Source organism: Ensifer sp. SSB1 (assembly GCF_016652895.1).
GTDB lineage: Bacteria > Pseudomonadota > Alphaproteobacteria > Rhizobiales > Rhizobiaceae > Ensifer.
In genome coordinates this window covers 43,665-61,657 of sequence record NZ_JAEPRP010000010.1, presented here as the reverse complement: position 1 = coordinate 61,657, position 17,993 = coordinate 43,665, and the positions used below count along the sequence as shown (strand labels likewise).

Below are 17,993 nucleotides of genomic sequence, written 5' to 3'. Positions count from 1 at the left end.
GGGTTCGCCCGGGCTTTTTTGTTGGCCGCTTGGTCTGACGCGACGGGCAAATGTGGCGAGAGGGGCCGCGCCGCGCGGCAAACGTTACTTTTCCGACAAAAAACCGCATCTACCGCCGTTCGGGCTATGGTATCGCGCTTCAAGGTTTACTAAATCGGTGGCAAGGTAAACGGGCAGCCGCCGAGCCTTCGCGCTGGCACGCCTTGTCAACAGGACAATCTTCGACGAATGAAACGTGATCTGTACGAAACGCTTGGGGTTGCCAAGAATGCCGATGAGAAGGAGCTGAAGAGCGCCTTCCGCAAACTCGCGATGAAGTATCACCCGGACAAGAACCCCGGCGACGCGGCAGCAGAGAAGACCTTCAAGGAAATCAACGAAGCCTACGAGATGCTCAAGGACCCGCAGAAGCGGGCGGCCTACGATCGTTACGGTCACGCGGCCTTCGAGCAGGGCGGCATGGGCAATGGCTTCGGCGGCGCCGGCGCGGGCGCAGGCGGCTTCTCCGACATCTTCGAGGACATCTTCGGCGAGATGATGGGCGGCGGACGCCAGCGGCGCTCGTCGGGCGGTCGCGAACGCGGCGCCGATCTTCGCTACAACATGGAGATTTCGCTCGAGGAAGCCTTCGCCGGCAAGACCGCGCAGATCCGCGTTCCGACCTCGATCACCTGCGACGTCTGCACCGGCTCCGGCGCCAAGCCCGGCACCAGCCCGAAAACCTGCGGCACCTGTCACGGCTCCGGCCGCGTTCGCGCAGCCCAGGGCTTCTTCTCGATCGAGCGCACCTGCCCCACCTGCGGCGGGCGCGGCCAGACGATCACCGATCCCTGCGGCAAGTGCCACGGCCAGGGCCGCGTCACCGAAGAGCGCACGCTCTCGGTCAACATTCCGGCCGGCATCGAGGACGGCACCCGCATTCGCCTTTCCGGCGAAGGCGAAGCCGGGCTTCGCGGCGGACCGGCGGGCGACCTCTACATCTTCCTTTCGGTCAGACCGCATGAGTTCTACCAGCGCGATGGCGCCGATCTCTATTGCAGCGTGCCGATCTCGATGACGACGGCTGCCCTTGGCGGCAAGTTCGACGTGACCACGCTCGATGGCACCAAGTCGCGCGTCACGGTTCCCGAGGGTACCCAGGCCGGCAAGCAGTTCCGCCTCAAGGGCAAGGGCATGCCGGTGCTGCGCTCGGCCCAGTCCGGCGACCTCTACATCCAGATCCAGATCGAAACGCCGCAGAAGCTGACCAAGCGCCAGCGCGAGCTGCTGCAGGAATTCGAGCAGATCTCGTCCAAGGACAACAATCCGGAATCGACGGGCTTCTTTGCCCGGATGAAGGATTTCTTCGATACGCTGAGCGACTGAAGCTTCGAGCCTGACGACTTCTACAACGCCGCGCGCCGGAAACGGTTGCGCGGCGCGTCTATTTCAGAGCAGGGCCGTGAGCTGCCACAGCCCGGCCAAAACGAGCGCTACCCCGGCGATGCGGGACAGGATCCTGCCGCCGGGCACGACCTTCTCCGCCAGAACGAAGATGGCGATCGCGGCGATCCACAGCACGTTCATCACCCCGCCGACGAACAGCAGCGCCATCAGCGCCCAGCAGCAGCCGACGCAATAAAGCCCGTGCCGTACACCGAGGCCGAAGGCGCCGACCGCCTTCCGACGAAAGCCGCCGTGGTTCTGTATGAAAAGCAGCGGCGCCTGGCACTGGCTGAGGCAGCGATCCTTGAGCGGCGTGAACTGGAACAGGCCGACGGCAATCAGCACGATGCCGCTGAGAACCGCACTGGCACTGGCAAGCGCCGGTGTGAGCAACAGTGCGCGATCGAGCAGCCATTGCCCGAGAACAGCGACGAGCGCGAACAGGATCCATGCCGACAGGTAGCCGATGGCAAAGAAGCCGGTGGCGGCAAAGGGCTTGCCCTGTTGCGCCGCCTGGCGGCCGACACGGGCATAGAGCAGGATCATCGGCGTCGCCGACGGCACCATCATACCCACCATCATGACGGCCCACATGATGAAGGCATAGGCGAAGGTTGCCGCGGTCCAGGGACCGACGGCCGCCGCTGACATGGATGTCATCGCCCCCTCTTGCGTTTCCATCGGCGTGCTCATCGGCATGTCCATGGGCATATCCATGGCCGAGCCCATATCCATGCTGCCGTGGGACGCCGGAGCAGCGGCCATATCCATGGCCGATGCCAGCCAGAGAATGTAGATCCAGCTGATTGCCGCCAACGTAACCAGCGCCGCCGCGACGATCGCGCGGTCGCGTCTGAGCAGGGTTTCAAGCGCCGTATCCCTCATCGACGTCAGTGGATCACGCCGCTTTCGGTCAGGTGCATCCGCGCGAAATGGGCGTGCGAATCCACCAGCGCCAAGGTCAGCGGTCCCTTCGTCTCGGCCCACCCGCGCCCGACTTCGCAAAGATCGTATTCAAATCCCTGCGGGAGATTGATGCGCGCCTGATGCGCGACGCCGGTCACCGGATTGAGGATCGGTTCGCCGCGTGCAGCGATCCAGCCCGGCACATTCAGCCGCGCCAGACGGCCGCTGACATCGACCTCTAAATCGATCTCGGCAAAGACCGGGTCGTACATGGTTTCGAAGGTCGTTGCGAAGACCTGGAAAAAGGTCGCGCCAGGCTCCGTGTCCTCCCCGCTCATGATGCGCAGAAGCGCCCCACGCTGCGCGTCGGAGGCCCGAACATCGACGATCGGCACCACCTTCCCTCTCCCCTCGTGAATGGCGCCCGGCCAGGCGGCTATCAGGCCGCCACGAAGCCCATCCAGTCGGGTGTCGCCGTGATAGCCTTCCTCGATCTCGAAGGCACCGACGGCGCTGCAGTGGCCTTGCGTCGGCAATGCATTGAATTGGCAGGGGCAGCCATAGGCGCAATTGCAATGAATGAATTCGCGCCCCTTCATCATCCATCTCACACTCGTCATCGTCTCCTCCCGGGATCTGATCGGTGTTCGTCTCGCGGAACTCTCCGCGAACGGATGCCTTTTATTAGATCGCGAAAATATACTCCTCTCCTCTACCAATGCCAACGCTCGTCGGCACGTCGGCGCTGCGGATCCATGGGATCCGCGGCGCTCAAAAACGCACACCGAGGTTTTTCAGATCGTGGGCAGGAACGCCACTAGAGGGTGGCCATGCCGCCGTCGACGATCAGTTCGGCGCCGACGGTGAAGGTGGCTTCGTCGGAGGCGAGGAAGACGACCGCCTTGGCGATCTCGCTCGCATCGCCAAAGCGGCCAAGCGGAATCTGCGCGGCGATGGCGTCGACGACCTGCTTGATTTCCTCGGGCGTCGGAGCGTGGCCGTCATGGAGCGGCGTGCGGATCGGTCCGGGGCTGACGGCGTTGACGCGGATGCCGCGGCCAATCAGTTCGCCGGACAGCGTGCGGGCCAGCGACAGCAGGCCCGCCTTGGTCAGCGCATAGACGCTCGAGGTCGGCATGCCGATATGGGCATTGATCGAGGTATTGAGCACGACCGAGGCGCGCTTCGAGAACACCGGCAGCAGCGCCTGGATCAGGAAATACGGGCCCTTGACGTTGATGGCGATCGACCGGTCGAAGCTTGCCTCATCCCACTGCTCGATCGGCTGCAGCTTGGCGATGCCGGCATTGACGAACAGGATGTCGAGCGTGCCGAAGGCGGCACGGATCTTTTCAGAGACAGCAGCCTGGCCCGCGACATTGCCGGCATCGGCCTCGATGATGAACGCGGCCTCGCCAAGGACGGCGCGGGCTTCGGCGATGTTCTTCGGGTTGGTGCCGGTGACGGCGACCCTTGCGCCTTCGGCGATGAACTGACGCGCGGTTTCGAGACCGATCCCGCTGGTGCCGCCGGTGATGAGCGCCGTCTTGTTCTGCAAACGTGACATGATGAAAGTCCTCTCGTTGAGTTGAAGAGGAGGCCGGTTCGGCTGGAGCCGTCGTCCTCGAATGCACACAGATATGGCGGAAAACGATCGTTCGGATTAGTCTTCCAATGTTGGAACTGAAATTCGGGAAAGCCGAACGATGATGAAGATCGAAGGAATAGCGGCCTTTGTTGCGGTCGCCGAAGCCGGCTCGATCAGCGAAGCGGCGCGCCGCCTGCGCCTGTCGAAATCCGTCGTCAGCGAAAGAGTGGCCGAACTGGAGCGCGGACTCAACGCCACCCTGCTCCATCGCACGACGCGCAAGCTGACGCTCACCGAGGACGGCATCGCCTTCCGCGAGCGAGCCGTCCGGATCGTGAGTGAAGTGCAGGCGGCGGCCAGCGATCTTGCCGAGCGCCGCGGGCTTCTGACGGGACCGCTCAGGATCGCAGCGCCCGTCAGCTTCGGCCGCCTCCATCTCGGCCCGGCGCTCTACCCGTTCCTGGCGAAGCATCCGGAAATCGAATTGACGCTCGACCTTGACGACCGCCGGGTGGACGCTGCCTCCGAGGGCTATGACGCGATCGTTCGCCACGGCACGATCGCCGACTCTCGACTGGTGGTCTGGAAGCTTGCGAGAAGCCGGCGCCTGCTCGTCGCTTCTCCCGATTATCTCGATCGCCACGGCACCCCGGCGTCGCTTGGCGAACTCGAAGGCCATCGCGGCATCTTCTACACCAATCGCGGAGCGGCCGACTGGCGGTTCGAGGGGCCCTCAGGCGCAACGATCGTGCGGGCGCGCCTGGCGCTTGGCATGAACAATGGCGACATGCTGCACGACGCCGCCGTTGCCGGGCTCGGCATTGCGCTACTGCCTGCCTTCATCGCCGGCCCGGCCGTGCGTGATGGGCAACTCCGGGAGATCGAAGTCGGACTGCGCCCGGAGGCGGAATTCATCTATATGGCGCACCCGGAAGGCCGGCGCGTCTCGGCCAAGCTCAGAGCCATTGCCCAGCACCTGAAAGAGGCTTTCGGCGATCCCCCCTATTGGGACCCGTGAGGCGCGCCCGCAACCCCGGCGTAATCGTTGCCGGCGACGATTGCTCGCCGATTGCCGGTCAAGTCTCGACGGAAGCTTGATCGAAACCGGCTGGCATTCGCATCGCACCCATCGCAACCAGGGATAGTCTTCCTATCTTTCACCATGCGGACCTTCTTTCTGAACTGGATCGTCGCCATGACGCTTGGCACCTCAGCCCATGCGGGCTCCCTCTCCACGGCCTCGACCGATGCCGAAATTCAGGAAATCCTGACCGACCGGATCGACAGGCAGCAGCAGTCGATCGGCATCGTCGTCGGCATCATCGACGCCAATGGCCGGCGCATCGTTGCGCACGGTCATCCGGCCAAGGGCGACCCGCGCCCGGTCGACGGGCAGACCGTGTTCGAGGTCGGTTCGGTCACCAAAGTCTTCACCGCGCTGCTGCTCGCCGACGCGGTAGAAGAAGGCACGCTGCGCCTCGATACGCCCGTCTCGACGTTACTCCCTGCAGGTGTGACGATGCCCGACGACAAGCAGGCTGCGATCACGCTGAAAGACCTGGCGACGCACATGTCCGGCCTGCCGCGGCTACCGAGCAATCTGGCGCCGGCCGACATGAGCAATCCCTATGCGGACTACGACGCCGCCAAGCTCCATGCCTTTCTTACGAGCCACAAGCCGCTGCGGCGCCCTGGCGTCGAGCACGAATACTCCAATCTCGGCACAGGCCTTCTCGGCCACGTGCTCACCTTGAAGGCCGGGCTTTCCTATGACGAGCTCGTCACCAGCCGCATCGCCGCGCCTCTCGGGATGAAAGACACGGCGATTACGCCGCGGCCCGACTGGTCCGGGCGGCAGGCGAAGGGTCACGACGCGGCCCTGGAGCCGGTCAGCGATTGGGATCTCAACGCGCTGCAGGGCGCGGGTGCCCTGCGTTCCACCGCGGACGATCTTCTGATCTTCCTGGAGGCGGCCATGGGGAGAAAGCCATCGTCGCTGGCACCGGCCTTCGCTACCCTGCTCGCAACCCGGCAGCCGCTCGGCAATGGAGACGACGACCAGCAGGCGCTCGGCTGGGTCATCTCGGGCAAGGGCGACGAGCAATTCATCTGGCACAATGGTGGGACCGGTGGCTACCGATCCTTCGTCGGCTACCGTCCGTCGACGGGTGTCGGCGTGGTCGCCCTCTCCAATGCGTCGACCGACATCGGCGTCGACGACATCGGCCGCCATCTGCTGAATAGCAACGCTCCGCTTGCGCCTCCAACCGTCCGGCGCACGGCCGTAACGGTCGATCCGGCAAGCTACGATGCCTATCTCGGCACCTACCGGCTGGCACCTGGATTCGACCTGACGATCTTTCGCGATGGCAATCGGCTGTTTGCCCAGGCAACAGGCCAGGACCGGCTAGAAATCCTTCCGGAGGCCGAGCATCGCTTCTTTGCGAAGCTCATCGATGCGCAGATCAGCTTCACGGTAACCGGCTCTCGCGCCGAGAGCCTGACGTTGCATCAGGGCGGACGAGACAGTCCCGCGCCCCGGGTCGAGAAATAAGAAATGATGCGCGTCTCCCGCCAAATAGGCGGGAGACGCAGTGTGTTTCGATCAGAAGGTCAGATCGATCAGGAAGTAGGCAAGAGCCGAGATCGCGGCCGCTGCCGGCATGGTGATGAACCAGGCAATGACGATATTGCCGGCAAGCCCCCAGCGGACCGCCGAGACGCGGCGGGCGGCACCCACGCCGATGATCGCACCGGTGATGGTGTGCGTCGTCGAAACCGGGATGCCGAGCCAGGTGGCGGCAAACAGCGTGATCGCTCCGCCCGTTTCGGCGCAGAAGCCCTGCATCGGGTTGAGCCTGGTGATCTTCGAGCCCATGGTGTGGACAATGCGCCAGCCGCCGAACAGCGTGCCGAGCGCGATCGCCGCCTGGCAGGTGATCACCACCCAGAAGGGAACGTAAAACTCCGAACCGAGATAGCCCTGCGAGAAGAGCAGAACAGCAATGATGCCCATGGTCTTCTGCGCGTCGTTGCCGCCGTGGCCGAGCGAATAGAGCGAGGCCGAGATGAACTGCATGATGCGGAAGGTGCGGTCGACGGCAAAGGGCGTCTGCCGCACGAAGAGCCAGGAGACGATCAACACCAGCATCAGCGCCAGGAAGAAACCGATCGCGGGCGACATGAAAATGGCGCCTACGGTCTTCAAAAGGCCGGTCCAGACGATGGAACTAAATCCGGTGCTGGCAAGGCCGGCGCCGACGAGGCCGCCGATCAGCGCGTGCGAGGAGCTCGACGGGATGCCGAAGAGCCAGGTGACGATGTTCCAGACGATCGCCCCCATGAGCGCCGAGAAGATCACCAGCGGCGTGACGATTCCGGGATCGATGATACCCTTGCCGAGCGTCTCGGCCACGTGCAGGCCGAAGAACAGGAAGGCGATGAAGTTGAAGAAGGCCGCCCACAGGACCGCATATTGCGGCCTGAGCACCCGCGTCGAAACGATCGTCGCGATGGAATTGGCGGCATCGTGCAGACCGTTCAGGAAGTCGAAGAACAGCGCGATGCCGATCAGCCCGACGAGCAACGGAAAGGCGAGCGTCGCATCCATCAGACGTTCTCGATCACGATGCCGCTGATTTCATTGGCGACGTCCTCGAAACGGTCGATGACCTTTTCCAGCTGGCCATAGATCTCGCTGCCGATGATATAGGCCATCGGGTTGCTCGCGCCGTAACGGTGGAACAGGTCCTTGAGACCCTGCTCGTGCAGTTCGTCGGAGTGTCCCTCGAGGCGGGTGACCTCCTCGGCAATGGCGATGAGGCGGTCGTGATTGACGCCGATGCGGTCGAGCAACGGCACAGCCTCGGCAATCAGATGCGCGGCCCGGCCGACGATCGTGCCCATTTCGCGCATGCCGGGGTCGAAGCTTTTCTGTTCGTAGAGCCGGATTGTCTTGACCGTCTTGTGCATCATGTCGATGGCATCATCCATCGACTGGATCAGATCCTTGATGTCCCCACGGTCGAAGGGCGTGATGAAGGACCGACGGACGGCCAGGAGCACATCGGCGGTGATATGATCGGCTTCATCTTCAAGCGCGACGATCCGGTCGCACTGTTTCTCCATGTCGTCGCCGCCGGCAAGCAGCTTGTCGAGTGCTTCGGCGGCACCGACGACGGTGAGCGAGTGTTTTGCGAAGAGGTCGAAAAAGCGATCCTCGCGGGGAAGTAGTTTGCGGAACCAAGCCAGCATCACAAATATGTCCATTCGTGGATTGTCATGAAACTGTCATATTTGACCGGAGCGCCCAAGAAAAGCACCTGATCCAAGGGGTTTGTCGCCTTTCCCCCGCCGAAATTGGCCAACTTGCACCGATATGGACATGCATGCCGTTTCACCTTGCCTTGGCGCCTGCTTTCGTCCTAGCTGCGCGCAACGTCGAATCCGGACTGCCGATGCCACATAAGGTCTTTCTCAACCGCCTGAAGCTCACGGAGTTCCGCAATTATTCGGCGCTCTCGCTGGAACTCGACCAGCGCCATGTGGTGCTGACGGGAGAGAACGGCGCCGGCAAGACCAACCTCATGGAGGCAGTCTCCTTCCTGTCGCCCGGGCGGGGCCTCAGGCGTGCGGCCTATGCCGACGTGACGCGCGTCGGCGCAAGCGACGGGTTTTCCGTCTTTGCCGACGTCGAAGGCATGGAAGGGCCGGTCGAGATCGGCACCGGCACCGCTGGTGCGACGGAAGGGCAATCCCGACGGCTGCGGCTCAACGGAACGCCGGCGTCGACCGTCGACGAATTGACGGATCACCTGCGTGTTCTCTGGCTGACGCCGTCGATGGACGGGCTCTTCACCGGCCCCTCGGCCGACCGGCGCCGGTTCCTCGACCGGCTGGTGCTTTCGCTCGATCCGGAGCATGGCCGGCGCGCCAGCGAATTCGACCGGGCGATGCGCAGCCGCAACCGCCTGCTCAGCGAATTTCGGCCGGACCCGGCGTGGCTGACGGCCATCGAGCGCGAGATGGCCGGTCTCGGCGTGTCGATGGCGCTGGCGCGGCAGGAAATGCTCGGCCTATTGACCGCGCTCGTCGAACGGAATGTGGACGACACCGTCTTCCCGTCGGCGCATCTGGCGCTTTCCGGTTTTCTCGACGGTGAAGGCCATCGCCCGGCCTATGATCTCGAAGAACAATATCTGGGGATGCTGCGCGACGGGCGCCCGCGCGACGCAGCGGCGGGCCGTACGCTCGACGGACCGCACCGGAGCGATCTGCTCGTGCGCCACCGCGACAAGGATATGGAGGCGGCGCGGTGTTCGACCGGGGAGCAAAAGGCCTTGCTCGTCGGCCTGGTGCTGGCGCATGCGCGCCTCGTCGGCGACATGACCGGCCACGCACCGATCCTGTTGCTCGACGAGATCGCAGCCCATCTCGACGTCAACCGGCGTGCGGCCCTGTTCGACCTCGTCGATGGCCTCGGCGGCCAGGCCTTCATGACCGGCACGGACCAGGCAATGTTCGAAGCACTTGGCGAGCGCGGCCGCTTCCTGACCGTTTCGCACGGAAGCGTAACGGGATAGAAATGAGCGGGATGAGGACAAGTGTTTGCGGTTTTGCGTCCCTAACTCACTCCAACCAGATGGATCATTGTGATCCAAAGGCCGGCCGCCCCGGCCGAGCCGGATGAAGAGGACGCGGTGATGACCGTTGAGAACAAGCTCGATCAATCGGAGATCTCCCGCTACGCCCGCCATATCGTGCTGCCGGAGATCGGCGGCGCGGGGCAGCAGAAACTCAAGGCCGCGCGTGTGCTGGTGATTGGCGCTGGAGGCCTGGGCGCCCCTGTCCTCTCGTATCTCGCGGCGGCAGGTATCGGGCGGATCGGCATCGTTGACGACGATACGGTGGCGCTCTCCAATCTGCAGCGGCAGATTATCCACCGTACTGAGGATATAGACCGCGCCAAGGTCGAGCGGGCAGCCGAAGCGATTGCATCGCTCAATCCGCATGTCAGCGTTGACGAACACCGTCTCCGCCTCAATCCCGAGAATGCCGAGGCCCTGTTCCGGCAATATCACCTTGTGATCGACGGCTCGGACAACTTCGACACACGCTATCTCGCAGCCGATACGGCGGCGGCAGTGGGCATTCCGCTGGTGACCGGTGCCGTCGGCCGCTTCGACGGATCGCTGACCGTGCTGATGCCCTACACCGCCGGCGCCGATGGACGGCCGAACCCCTCTTACCGTGATCTCTTCCCGGAACCGCCACCGGCGGGCGTCGTGCCCTCCTGCGCCGAGGCTGGCATCGTCGGCGCACTGACGGGCGTCATCGGTACATTGCAGGCGATGGAAGCGATCAAGGTCATCGCCGGTTTCGGCGAGCCGCTCGTCGGGCGGCTCTTGATGTATGACGCGCTGACGGCGCAGTTCAACACCATCCGCTATCGTCACAGAGCGTAGGCCGACCATGGTGCAGATCTTTCGCATCGACGGAACATTCGAACGGCACGAGGAACTGCTGGCGCTGATCCTTGGTGCCTTCTCCTACATGGACGGGCTGATCGATCCGCCGTCATCAGCACATGCATTGAACGTCGAAACGCTCTGCCAGAAGATCGATGACGAGATCGCCTTCGGCGTCAGCGACGATGAACGGCTCGTCGGCTGCATCTTCTGCAAGCCTGAAGCCGATTGTCTCTACATCGGCAAGCTCGCGGTTGCCCCGCAGACACAAGGAAAGGGCGTCGGCCGGTTGTTGCTCGCCGAAGCGGAGGCGACGGCGCGCGCGCTCAGCCTGCCCGCGCTACGGCTGCTCACCCGCATCGAACTCACCGGTAACCACCGCGCCTTTGCTGCCTGGGGCTTCGTCCAAAGCGGCACCATGTGTCATCCGGGATTTACCCGGCCGACAGCGATCGAGATGCGCAAGACGCTCTAGCTTCCGAGTTTGAGCGGCCCGACGGACAACCGCACGACAGGGCCGTGCGGCGTTTCACGGTCAGTCGCGGCCCGGCAGCACCCGGTCCGGCGGACGGTGGCCGTCGAAGAAGGTGCGGATGTTGATCACCACCTTGTCGCCCATGTCGACGCGGCCTTCGAGCGTCGCCGAGCTCATATGCGGCAAGAGCACGACCTTGCCTTCGCCGGCGAGCTTGATCAGCTTCGGATTGACGGCCGGCTCGTTCTCGAAGACGTCGAGGCCGGCGCCGGCGATCTTGCCTTCACGCAGGGACTTGATCAGCGCCGTCTCATCGATGATGCCGCCGCGGGCGGTGTTGACGATGTAGCTGTCCGGTCGCATCAGTGCCAGCCTACGGGCCGAGAGCAGGTGATAGGTCGCCGGCGTCGACGGGCAGTTGACCGAGACGATATCGACGCGGGCAAGCATCTGGTCGAGGCTGTCCCAGTAGGTCGCCTCCAGCATCTCTTCGGTTTCCGCCTTCACCCGGTGGCGGTTGTGATAGTGGATCGAAAGGCCGAAGGCCTTGGCGCGGCGCGCGACGGCAGTGCCGATCCGGCCCATGCCGACGATGCCGATGCGCTTGCCGGCAATGCGGCGGCCGAGCATCCAGGTCGGCGACCAGCCAGCCCACTCGCCTTTGCGATCGGTCAGGATCTGCGCACCTTCGGCAAGCCGGCGCGGCACCGCAAGGATCAGCGCCATCGCCATGTCAGCCGTGTCCTCGGTCAGCACGTTCGGCGTGTTGGTGACGGTGATACCCTTGCGTGCAGCCGCGTCGACATCGATGTTGTCCACGCCATTCGAAAAGCTGGCGATCAGTTTCAGCTGCGGGCCGGCCTGCTCGATCAGCGCCGCGTCGATGCGATCGGTCACCGTGGGCACCAGCACGTCGGCGCGTTTGACCGCGGCAACGAGTTCCGGCTGGCTGCGCGGCGTGTCGTCGATGTTGAGCTCCGCATCGAAGAGTTCGCGCATCCGCGTCTCGACGATGTCCGGCAATTTGCGGGTGATGTAGACCGTGGGCTTCTTCTTGCTTGTCATTGCTGCGACGGGCCTTGTTGACGGGTCCTTAACCAAGTTGGGCGATACTTTCTCCCTGTAGCCGCAATTTCTACCAGACCCCACCGGGAAGACAAACAAAACTCGCGTCGTCATCCCCGCGATTTCAGTCCGCGGAGCGGGGCCCGAATGAACTGCGCCTGCATAAGCTACTGCATGTTTCCCTTGGTCGTCACCGATTGAAGGACAAAACATGCAGCAACTCAAAGTGCTGCAGCGGCCTTTGTGCGCCTCACTACATACGCGGCGCTACAGGGCCACGGAAAATGAGCTTCGTCATGCGTCACATCATTTCCAGATTCTCGCTCTCGTTGATTGCCGCGTGCCTTGGCGCCGGGATCATGACATCGGCCGCTTACGCTCAGGCCGCCAAGGGCGCCAGCGGGCTGCCGCTGCCGCGCTTCGTCAGCCTGAAGTCCAAGAGCGTCAATCTCCGCATCGGCCCGAGTGTCGATTACGCGGTCGCCTTCCGCTATATGAAGCCCGGCGTGCCGGTGGAAATCATCCAGGAATACGATAACTGGCGCCGTATCCGCGACGCCGACGGCACCGAAGGCTGGGTCAACCAGGCGCTGCTTTCAGGCGACCGTACAGCTGTCGCCGCGCCATGGATGCGCGGCAAGGGTGAAGGCGTCTTCGTCAACATGCGACGTGACCCGCAGGGCACCGCCCCGATCACCGCCCGCATGGAGCCCGGCGTGATCGTGCGTGTCGGCGAATGCAATGGCGACTGGTGCCATGTCGAGACGCAGGGCGTCGAAGGCTGGATCGCCCAGAGCGAGATCTGGGGCGCCTATCCGGGCGAGGCCTTCAAGTAAGGCCGCACGCCCGTCTTTCACAAAACTCAATCCGGACGAATCAGGCGAGACCAGCCTGCTTGGCAGCCTTCTCCAGGGAGACCATCGGCCGCGGTCCGATCTGGCCGATGACGATGCCGGCGGCCAGATTGCCGAGCCTGCTGCAGTCTTCGAGCGAGCGCCCGGTCGTGTAGCCGTGCAGGAAGCCCGCGGCATAGAGATCGCCGGCACCGGTCGTATCGACGACCTGAGCGATCGGCGTTGCGTCGACCCTAACCCGTTCGTCGCCACGCACGACCACCGAGCCTTCTTCGCTCAGCGTCACGGCAGCAAGCTTGCAATCCTTCGACAGCTTTTCCAGCGCCAGATCGAAGTCCTCGGTCTCGTAGAGCGCCAACGCTTCCTGCCGGTTTGCGAAGACGATATCGACCGTGCCCGAACGCATGAGCTCAAGGAACTCGTCGCGATAGCGGTGAACGCAGAAGCTGTCGGAGAGCGTGATCGCGGTTTCGCGGCCGTTGTCGTGGGCGATCCGAGCGGTCTCGCGGATGGCATCCTTGGCGCGTGGCGGATCCCAGAGATAGCCTTCGAAATAGGTGACCTTGGACTGGGCGACGACGTCGGCCTCGACATCCTCGGGACCAAGTTCCACACAGGCGCCGAGATAGGTGTTCATCGAGCGCTCGCCGTCTTCGGTCACGAAAATCATCGAGCGTGCGGTCGGCGGCACGCTTTCGAGCGGCTTCGTCTCGAAGTAGACGCCCTGGGCGCGGATGTCGTGAGCGAAGATCTCGCCGAGCTGGTCACTCGCGGTCTTGCCGAAATAGGCGGCACGGCCGCCAAGGCTGGCGACACCGGCTGCCGTGTTGCCGGCGCTGCCACCGGAGGCCTCCACCGCCGGACCCATGCGCGAGTACAACAACTCGGCCCGTTCGGCATCGATGAGGTTCATGGCGCCCTTTATGATGCCGTTTTCGTTGAGAAAGGCATCGTCGCAGCGCGCGATGATATCAACGATGGCATTGCCGATCGTCAGCACGTCGTATTTTGTCATGAACCTCGTCCGGTCTCCGTGATGGCCGGTGTTCGTTAATACCGGTTTTCCGGCCATTTGGAAGACAAAAGACGCGTGCCTGATGCTTCAACCCGTAGGAAGCGCGCTTTCATCGTAAGCGGCGGCGAATTCGGCGCTTGGCGGGATCGGCTTGATGACATCGATCAGCACGCCGTTCGGATCGGCGGTGATGAAATGGCGCTGGCCGAAGTCCTCGTCCTGCAATGTCTTCAGGATCGGCAGGCCGACGGTAAGTGCTTGCGCATAGATGCGATCCGGATCCTCGACCTCGAAATTCAGGAGAAGGCCACGGGTGGGTGCGCGCGCCTCCTCGGGGATCGTCTCGTGGCGATAGTCGAGCACGGCCAGCGTCACGTGTTCGTCTTCGACCGACTGCAGATGCACATACCAGTCGCTGGTGAAGAGCGCCTGGAAGCGGAAGTGCTCGATGTAGAAGGCGGCGGTGGCGGCAACGTCTGCCGTCATGATGACAGGATAGTAGCTCGTCGATTTCATGGCTTTCCCTCGCTCTCGCAATATCATACAATCTGTATGTATCTAATTAACATACAGGCTGCATGTATGCAACAGGAGACCTCCCGCCGCTCCAACCGTGAACGCTCCGATACGACGCGCGCCGCTATCCTGGACGCTGCCCGGGGCCTCTTCGTCACCCGCGGGTACGCCGATACCTCGACGCCGGACATCGTCGCCGCCGCCGGATTGACCCGCGGCGCGCTCTATCACCACTTCGAGGACAAGAAGGCGCTGTTCCGCGCCGTGGCGGAGCGGGAGGCTGGCGCCGTGGCGGCATCGATCGAGCAGGCGACGTCAGGCGACCTCTCGGCCCGAGAGGCACTGAAGGTCGGCGCCCGCGCCTATTTCGGCGCCATGCGTGAGCCGGGCCGGATCCGTCTGCTTTTGCTCGATGGACCGGCGGTGCTCGGCAAGCAGGAGATGATGGCGATCGATGCGGCCAATGCCCAGAGAACGCTCGAGGAAGGGATTGCCGAGGCAATGGCTCCGGCCACCGTTTCGGCCGACAGGCTGTCGGCCATGGCTTCGCTGCTTTCGGCCGCCTTCGACCGCGCGGCACTCGACATTGCCGACGGCGGCTCGACCGAGATCTATGCGGAAACGATCAGCACGCTGATCGACCGGATGGTTTCGGCCTGACCGTCAGCCAGCGGCGGAGATGATCTGCGGCGGCAGTTCGACGAGCGCCGCAGGAATGTCGCAGGTCTTTTCCGGCGACTTGCAGAGATCGGCGATGACACAGCGTTCGCACTCGGGCTTGCGCGCCTTGCAGCAATAGCGCCCGTGCAGGATCAGCCAATGATGGGCGTGATAGAGATACTCGTCCGGGATGATCTTGATCAGCTTGTCTTCCACCTCGTCCGGGGTTTTGCCCGGCGCCAGACGGAGGCGATTGGCGATGCGGAAGATGTGGGTATCGACAGCGATCGTCGAATGGCCGAAAGCCATGGAGAGCACGACATTGGCGGTCTTGCGGCCGACGCCTGGAAGGGTCACCAGTTCTTCGCGCGTGCGCGGCACTTCGCCGCCGAAATCGCGGATCAGCATCTCGCTGAGGGCGATGACGTTCTTCGCCTTGTTGCGATAAAGGCCGATGGTCTTGATATAGTCCCGAACCTTCTCTTCCCCGAGCGCCAGCATCTTCTCCGGCGTATCGGCGACCGCGAAGAGCGCGCGTGTCGCCTTGTTGACGCCGGCATCGGTCGCCTGCGCCGAAAGCGCCACGGCGACGACCAGCGTGAACGGATTGACGTGCTCCAGCTCACCCTTTGGCTCCGGCCGCTGGATCGAGAAGCGGCGGAAGATCTCCTTGAGCTCGTCCTGGCTATAGAGGTTCTTCACGCGTGGCGCGGCGCGGCGTGCAGTCGCCGACTTCGGTTTTGCGGCGCCAACGGGCAATTTCGGCTTCACGTTTTTCATGATGCATCTATAGTCAAAGGTCATGATAAATGGCAACGCCACCACCCCGCCCGAGGATGCGCCGGTCTTCACCGCCGAGCTTACGCCCTATCGTTCGCTCGGACGCCGAGGTTTCAAAGTCTTCTTCCTGATTGCCGGGCTTTTGAGCCTCGTGCATGTCGTCGTTTTCTTCATCATCGGCGCCTGGCCGGTCGTGTTCTTCTTCGGTCTCGACTACCTGTTGCTGTTCGGCGCCTTCTGGCTGAACAACCGCTCGGCACTCAGCCGCGAGGAGGTCAGCGTTTCCCGGACCGACGTTTCGGTGCGTAAGTTCACCCCTTCCGGGCAGATCACCGAACACCGCTTCAATCCCTTCTGGGCGCGTTTCAACGTCGCCCGGCATCACGAGATAGGCATCGTCTCGATGACGATCAGCGGCGGTGGCCGCCGAACCGACATCGGTTCGTTTCTTAATCGCGACGATCGCGAGACCTTCGCACTCGCGCTCTCGGGTGCGCTTGCGACCGTTCGCCGCCGCTGACGCCCGCTGATCGACCAATGGGGTGCAAATCCTCGCATTCACTCAAGTTTCGGGTGGTTGCGGGCACTGCCAAATGGTTACCTGTGGCATGACAGGAGATGAGCCATGAACATTGCGACATCCGTACCCACAGACATCACGCCGAAAGGCACCGATTACGATACGGTCAGCCGCGTGATCGAAATGCTGACCGAGGATTATCGCGACCAGCCGTCGCTCGAAGCCGTGGCGCAGCGCCTGAAGCAGTCGCCGACGCAACTCCAGAAAGTTTTCACCCGCTGGGCCGGGCTTTCTCCGAAAGCCTTCCTCCAGGCCGTGACGCTCGACCATGCCAAGCGGCTGCTGCGCCAGGAGGACATGCCGCTGCTGGAAACCAGCATCGAGGTCGGACTGTCGGGGCCGAGCCGCCTGCACGACCTGTTCGTCACCCATGAGGCGATGTCTCCAGGAGAATGGAAGGCGCGCGGCGAGGGTCTGACGATCCGCTACGGCTACCACCCCTCGCCCTTCGGAACGGCGCTCGTCATGATCACCGAACGCGGACTTGCAGGCCTTGCCTTCAACGATTCCGGCGGCGAGCAGGCAAGCTTCGAGGACATGGCACAACGTTGGCCCAACGCCCGCTACATCGAGGACAGTGCGGCCACGGCCCAATATGCCGCGCGCATCTTCGACCCCTCGCGCTGGCGCCAGAACGAGCCGCTGCGCATTTTCCTGATCGGCTCCGATTTCCAGATCCGGGTCTGGCAAGCGCTGTTGAAGATTCCGCTCGGCTGCGCCACCACCTATTCGAACATCGCCGGGCAGATCGGCCAGCCGACGGCGTCGCGCGCCGTGGGCGCTGCGGTCGGGCGCAACCCGATTTCTTTCGTCGTTCCCTGCCATCGCGCACTCGGCAAGAGCGGGGATCTCACCGGTTATCACTGGGGGCTGACACGCAAGCGCGCCATCCTCGGCTGGGAAGCCGGCAAGGCGGCCGACGGCACGATTTGATACCTGAAGCCCGGTATCGCCAGCAGACAAAAAAGGGGCGCTCAGCGCCCCTTCTTCATTTCCGATTATGCGAAAGCTCAGTGAGCGCCGGACATGTCGCCCAGCACTTCCTTGGAAGCGACGGTCGAATTGGCGTTGAGCTTGTAAACTATCGGCACGCCCGTCGCGAGGTTGAGCTTCAGGATCTCTTCCTTTGTCAGGCGATCGAGCACCATGACCAGCGAGCGGAGCGAGTTGCCGTGGGCGGCAACCAGGACCTTCTGGCCGGAGAGTACGCGCGGCAGGATCTCGGTCAGGTAGTAGGGCCAGACGCGCGCGCCGGTGTCGCGCAGGCTTTCGCCGCCCGGAGGCTGAATGTCGTAGGAGCGGCGCCAGATATGCACCTGCTCTTCGCCCCACTTCTCGCGTGCGTCGTCCTTGTTGAGGCCCGACAGGTCGCCGTAGTCGCGCTCGTTGAGTGCCTGGTCGCGGATCGTTTCGAGCGAGGACTGGCCGACGGCATCGAGCACGAACTGGCAGGTGCGCTGGGCGCGGACAAGATCCGAGGTGAAGGCGATATCGAACTTGATGCCGTAGTCGGCAAGTGCCTTGCCGCCAGCCCTGGCTTCCTCGACGCCGAGTTCCGTCAGGTCCGGATCACGCCAGCCGGTGAACAGGTTCTTCAGGTTCCAGTCACTCTGGCCATGCCGGACAAGGACGAGGGTACCGCTCATGTCGAACTCCCCTTGA

Annotated in this window: 20 protein-coding genes; 10 read left to right on the top strand and 10 right to left on the bottom strand. The window is 63.4% G+C overall.

The features are described from left to right. The first annotated feature begins 228 nt into the window (after positions 1–228). A complete protein-coding gene (gene dnaJ / locus I8N66_RS04420) occupies positions 229–1,365 on the top strand; it encodes a molecular chaperone DnaJ (RefSeq protein ID WP_113539926.1) in 1,137 nt (378 codons plus the stop codon). Between the two features lie 63 nt (positions 1,366–1,428). Here dnaJ and I8N66_RS04415 read toward each other — a convergent pair whose 3' ends face one another. From I8N66_RS04415 to I8N66_RS04405, 3 genes are all read right to left on the bottom strand, one after another. Beyond that, positions 1,429–2,310 (bottom strand): DUF2182 domain-containing protein, encoded by an 882-nt coding sequence (locus tag I8N66_RS04415; RefSeq protein ID WP_291150115.1) that lies wholly within the window; start codon positions 2,308–2,310, stop codon positions 1,429–1,431. Positions 2,311–2,315: 5 nt separating this feature from the next. Then, complete coding sequence (locus tag I8N66_RS04410) at positions 2,316–2,951, bottom strand: DUF1326 domain-containing protein (RefSeq protein ID WP_223726039.1); 636 nt, start codon at positions 2,949–2,951, stop codon at positions 2,316–2,318. A 197-nt stretch (positions 2,952–3,148) separates the two neighbouring features. After that, positions 3,149–3,898: an SDR family oxidoreductase gene (locus I8N66_RS04405; protein WP_291150111.1), complete on the bottom strand. Its 750-nt coding sequence runs from the start codon at positions 3,896–3,898 to the stop codon at positions 3,149–3,151. Between the two features lie 139 nt (positions 3,899–4,037). Here I8N66_RS04405 and I8N66_RS04400 point away from each other — a divergent pair, with 139 nt between their 5' ends. Both I8N66_RS04400 and I8N66_RS04395 read left to right on the top strand, forming a co-directional pair. Further along, the gene (locus I8N66_RS04400) at positions 4,038–4,937 is read left to right on the top strand and encodes a LysR family transcriptional regulator (RefSeq protein ID WP_113539922.1); all 900 of its coding nucleotides are present in this window, start codon (positions 4,038–4,040) and stop codon (positions 4,935–4,937) included. Positions 4,938–5,114: 177 nt separating this feature from the next. Then, a complete protein-coding gene (locus I8N66_RS04395) occupies positions 5,115–6,473 on the top strand; it encodes a serine hydrolase (protein ID WP_291150108.1) in 1,359 nt (452 codons plus the stop codon). Positions 6,474–6,524: 51 nt separating this feature from the next. Here the strand turns inward: I8N66_RS04395 and I8N66_RS04390 are convergent, their stop codons facing one another. Both I8N66_RS04390 and I8N66_RS04385 read right to left on the bottom strand, forming a co-directional pair. Next, positions 6,525–7,529 (bottom strand): inorganic phosphate transporter, encoded by a 1,005-nt coding sequence (locus I8N66_RS04390; RefSeq protein ID WP_291150106.1) that lies wholly within the window; start codon positions 7,527–7,529, stop codon positions 6,525–6,527. Continuing rightward, complete coding sequence (locus I8N66_RS04385) at positions 7,529–8,173, bottom strand: DUF47 family protein (protein WP_113539957.1); 645 nt, start codon at positions 8,171–8,173, stop codon at positions 7,529–7,531. Before I8N66_RS04385 ends, I8N66_RS04390 begins: the two co-directional genes overlap by 1 nt. Positions 8,174–8,307: 134 nt before the next feature. On the opposite strand from I8N66_RS04385, the gene recF reads away from it, so the two are divergent. The 3 genes from recF to I8N66_RS04370 all read left to right on the top strand — a co-directional run bounded on the left by recF (position 8,308) and on the right by I8N66_RS04370 (position 10,861). Continuing rightward, the gene (gene recF / locus I8N66_RS04380) at positions 8,308–9,501 is read left to right on the top strand and encodes a DNA replication/repair protein RecF (RefSeq protein WP_291150104.1); all 1,194 of its coding nucleotides are present in this window, start codon (positions 8,308–8,310) and stop codon (positions 9,499–9,501) included. 120 nt (positions 9,502–9,621) lie between these two features. After that, the gene (locus tag I8N66_RS04375) at positions 9,622–10,383 is read left to right on the top strand and encodes a molybdopterin-synthase adenylyltransferase MoeB (RefSeq protein WP_113539956.1); all 762 of its coding nucleotides are present in this window, start codon (positions 9,622–9,624) and stop codon (positions 10,381–10,383) included. Positions 10,384–10,393: 10 nt separating this feature from the next. After that, a complete protein-coding gene (locus tag I8N66_RS04370) occupies positions 10,394–10,861 on the top strand; it encodes a GNAT family N-acetyltransferase (RefSeq protein ID WP_291150163.1) in 468 nt (155 codons plus the stop codon). Between the two features lie 60 nt (positions 10,862–10,921). Here I8N66_RS04370 and I8N66_RS04365 read toward each other — a convergent pair whose 3' ends face one another. After that, positions 10,922–11,926 carry a D-glycerate dehydrogenase gene (locus I8N66_RS04365; RefSeq protein WP_113539919.1) on the bottom strand — a complete coding sequence of 335 codons (1,005 nt, stop codon included), beginning with the start codon at positions 11,924–11,926 and terminating at the stop codon, positions 10,922–10,924. 284 nt (positions 11,927–12,210) lie between these two features. Between I8N66_RS04365 and I8N66_RS04360 the strand changes: the two genes are divergently transcribed. Next, a complete protein-coding gene (locus I8N66_RS04360) occupies positions 12,211–12,762 on the top strand; it encodes an SH3 domain-containing protein (protein WP_113539918.1) in 552 nt (183 codons plus the stop codon). A gap of 40 nt (positions 12,763–12,802) precedes the next feature. Here the strand turns inward: I8N66_RS04360 and I8N66_RS04355 are convergent, their stop codons facing one another. Beyond that, the gene (locus tag I8N66_RS04355) at positions 12,803–13,795 is read right to left on the bottom strand and encodes an adenosine kinase (protein WP_291150100.1); all 993 of its coding nucleotides are present in this window, start codon (positions 13,793–13,795) and stop codon (positions 12,803–12,805) included. Between the two features lie 87 nt (positions 13,796–13,882). Next, complete coding sequence (locus tag I8N66_RS04350) at positions 13,883–14,311, bottom strand: VOC family protein (protein ID WP_291150097.1); 429 nt, start codon at positions 14,309–14,311, stop codon at positions 13,883–13,885. Positions 14,312–14,377: 66 nt separating this feature from the next. On the opposite strand from I8N66_RS04350, the gene I8N66_RS04345 reads away from it, so the two are divergent. Beyond that, positions 14,378–14,971 carry a TetR/AcrR family transcriptional regulator gene (locus I8N66_RS04345; protein ID WP_223726031.1) on the top strand — a complete coding sequence of 198 codons (594 nt, stop codon included), beginning with the start codon at positions 14,378–14,380 and terminating at the stop codon, positions 14,969–14,971. Between the two features lie 3 nt (positions 14,972–14,974). Here I8N66_RS04345 and nth read toward each other — a convergent pair whose 3' ends face one another. Continuing rightward, entirely contained in the window at positions 14,975–15,751 is a 777-nt protein-coding gene (gene nth / locus I8N66_RS04340) for an endonuclease III (RefSeq protein ID WP_291150094.1), read from the bottom strand. A 22-nt stretch (positions 15,752–15,773) separates the two neighbouring features. On the opposite strand from nth, the gene I8N66_RS04335 reads away from it, so the two are divergent. Both I8N66_RS04335 and I8N66_RS04330 read left to right on the top strand, forming a co-directional pair. Further along, the gene (locus tag I8N66_RS04335) at positions 15,774–16,271 is read left to right on the top strand and encodes a DUF2244 domain-containing protein (RefSeq protein ID WP_291150092.1); all 498 of its coding nucleotides are present in this window, start codon (positions 15,774–15,776) and stop codon (positions 16,269–16,271) included. Positions 16,272–16,376: 105 nt separating this feature from the next. Beyond that, positions 16,377–17,264, top strand: coding sequence for a bifunctional helix-turn-helix domain-containing protein/methylated-DNA--[protein]-cysteine S-methyltransferase (locus I8N66_RS04330; protein WP_223726028.1), 888 nt, complete (start codon positions 16,377–16,379; stop codon positions 17,262–17,264). 77 nt (positions 17,265–17,341) lie between these two features. On the opposite strand, the gene I8N66_RS04325 is transcribed toward I8N66_RS04330, so the two are convergent. Then, positions 17,342–17,977: a 2,3-bisphosphoglycerate-dependent phosphoglycerate mutase gene (locus tag I8N66_RS04325; protein WP_113539912.1), complete on the bottom strand. Its 636-nt coding sequence runs from the start codon at positions 17,975–17,977 to the stop codon at positions 17,342–17,344. Positions 17,978–17,993 lie beyond the last annotated feature (16 nt).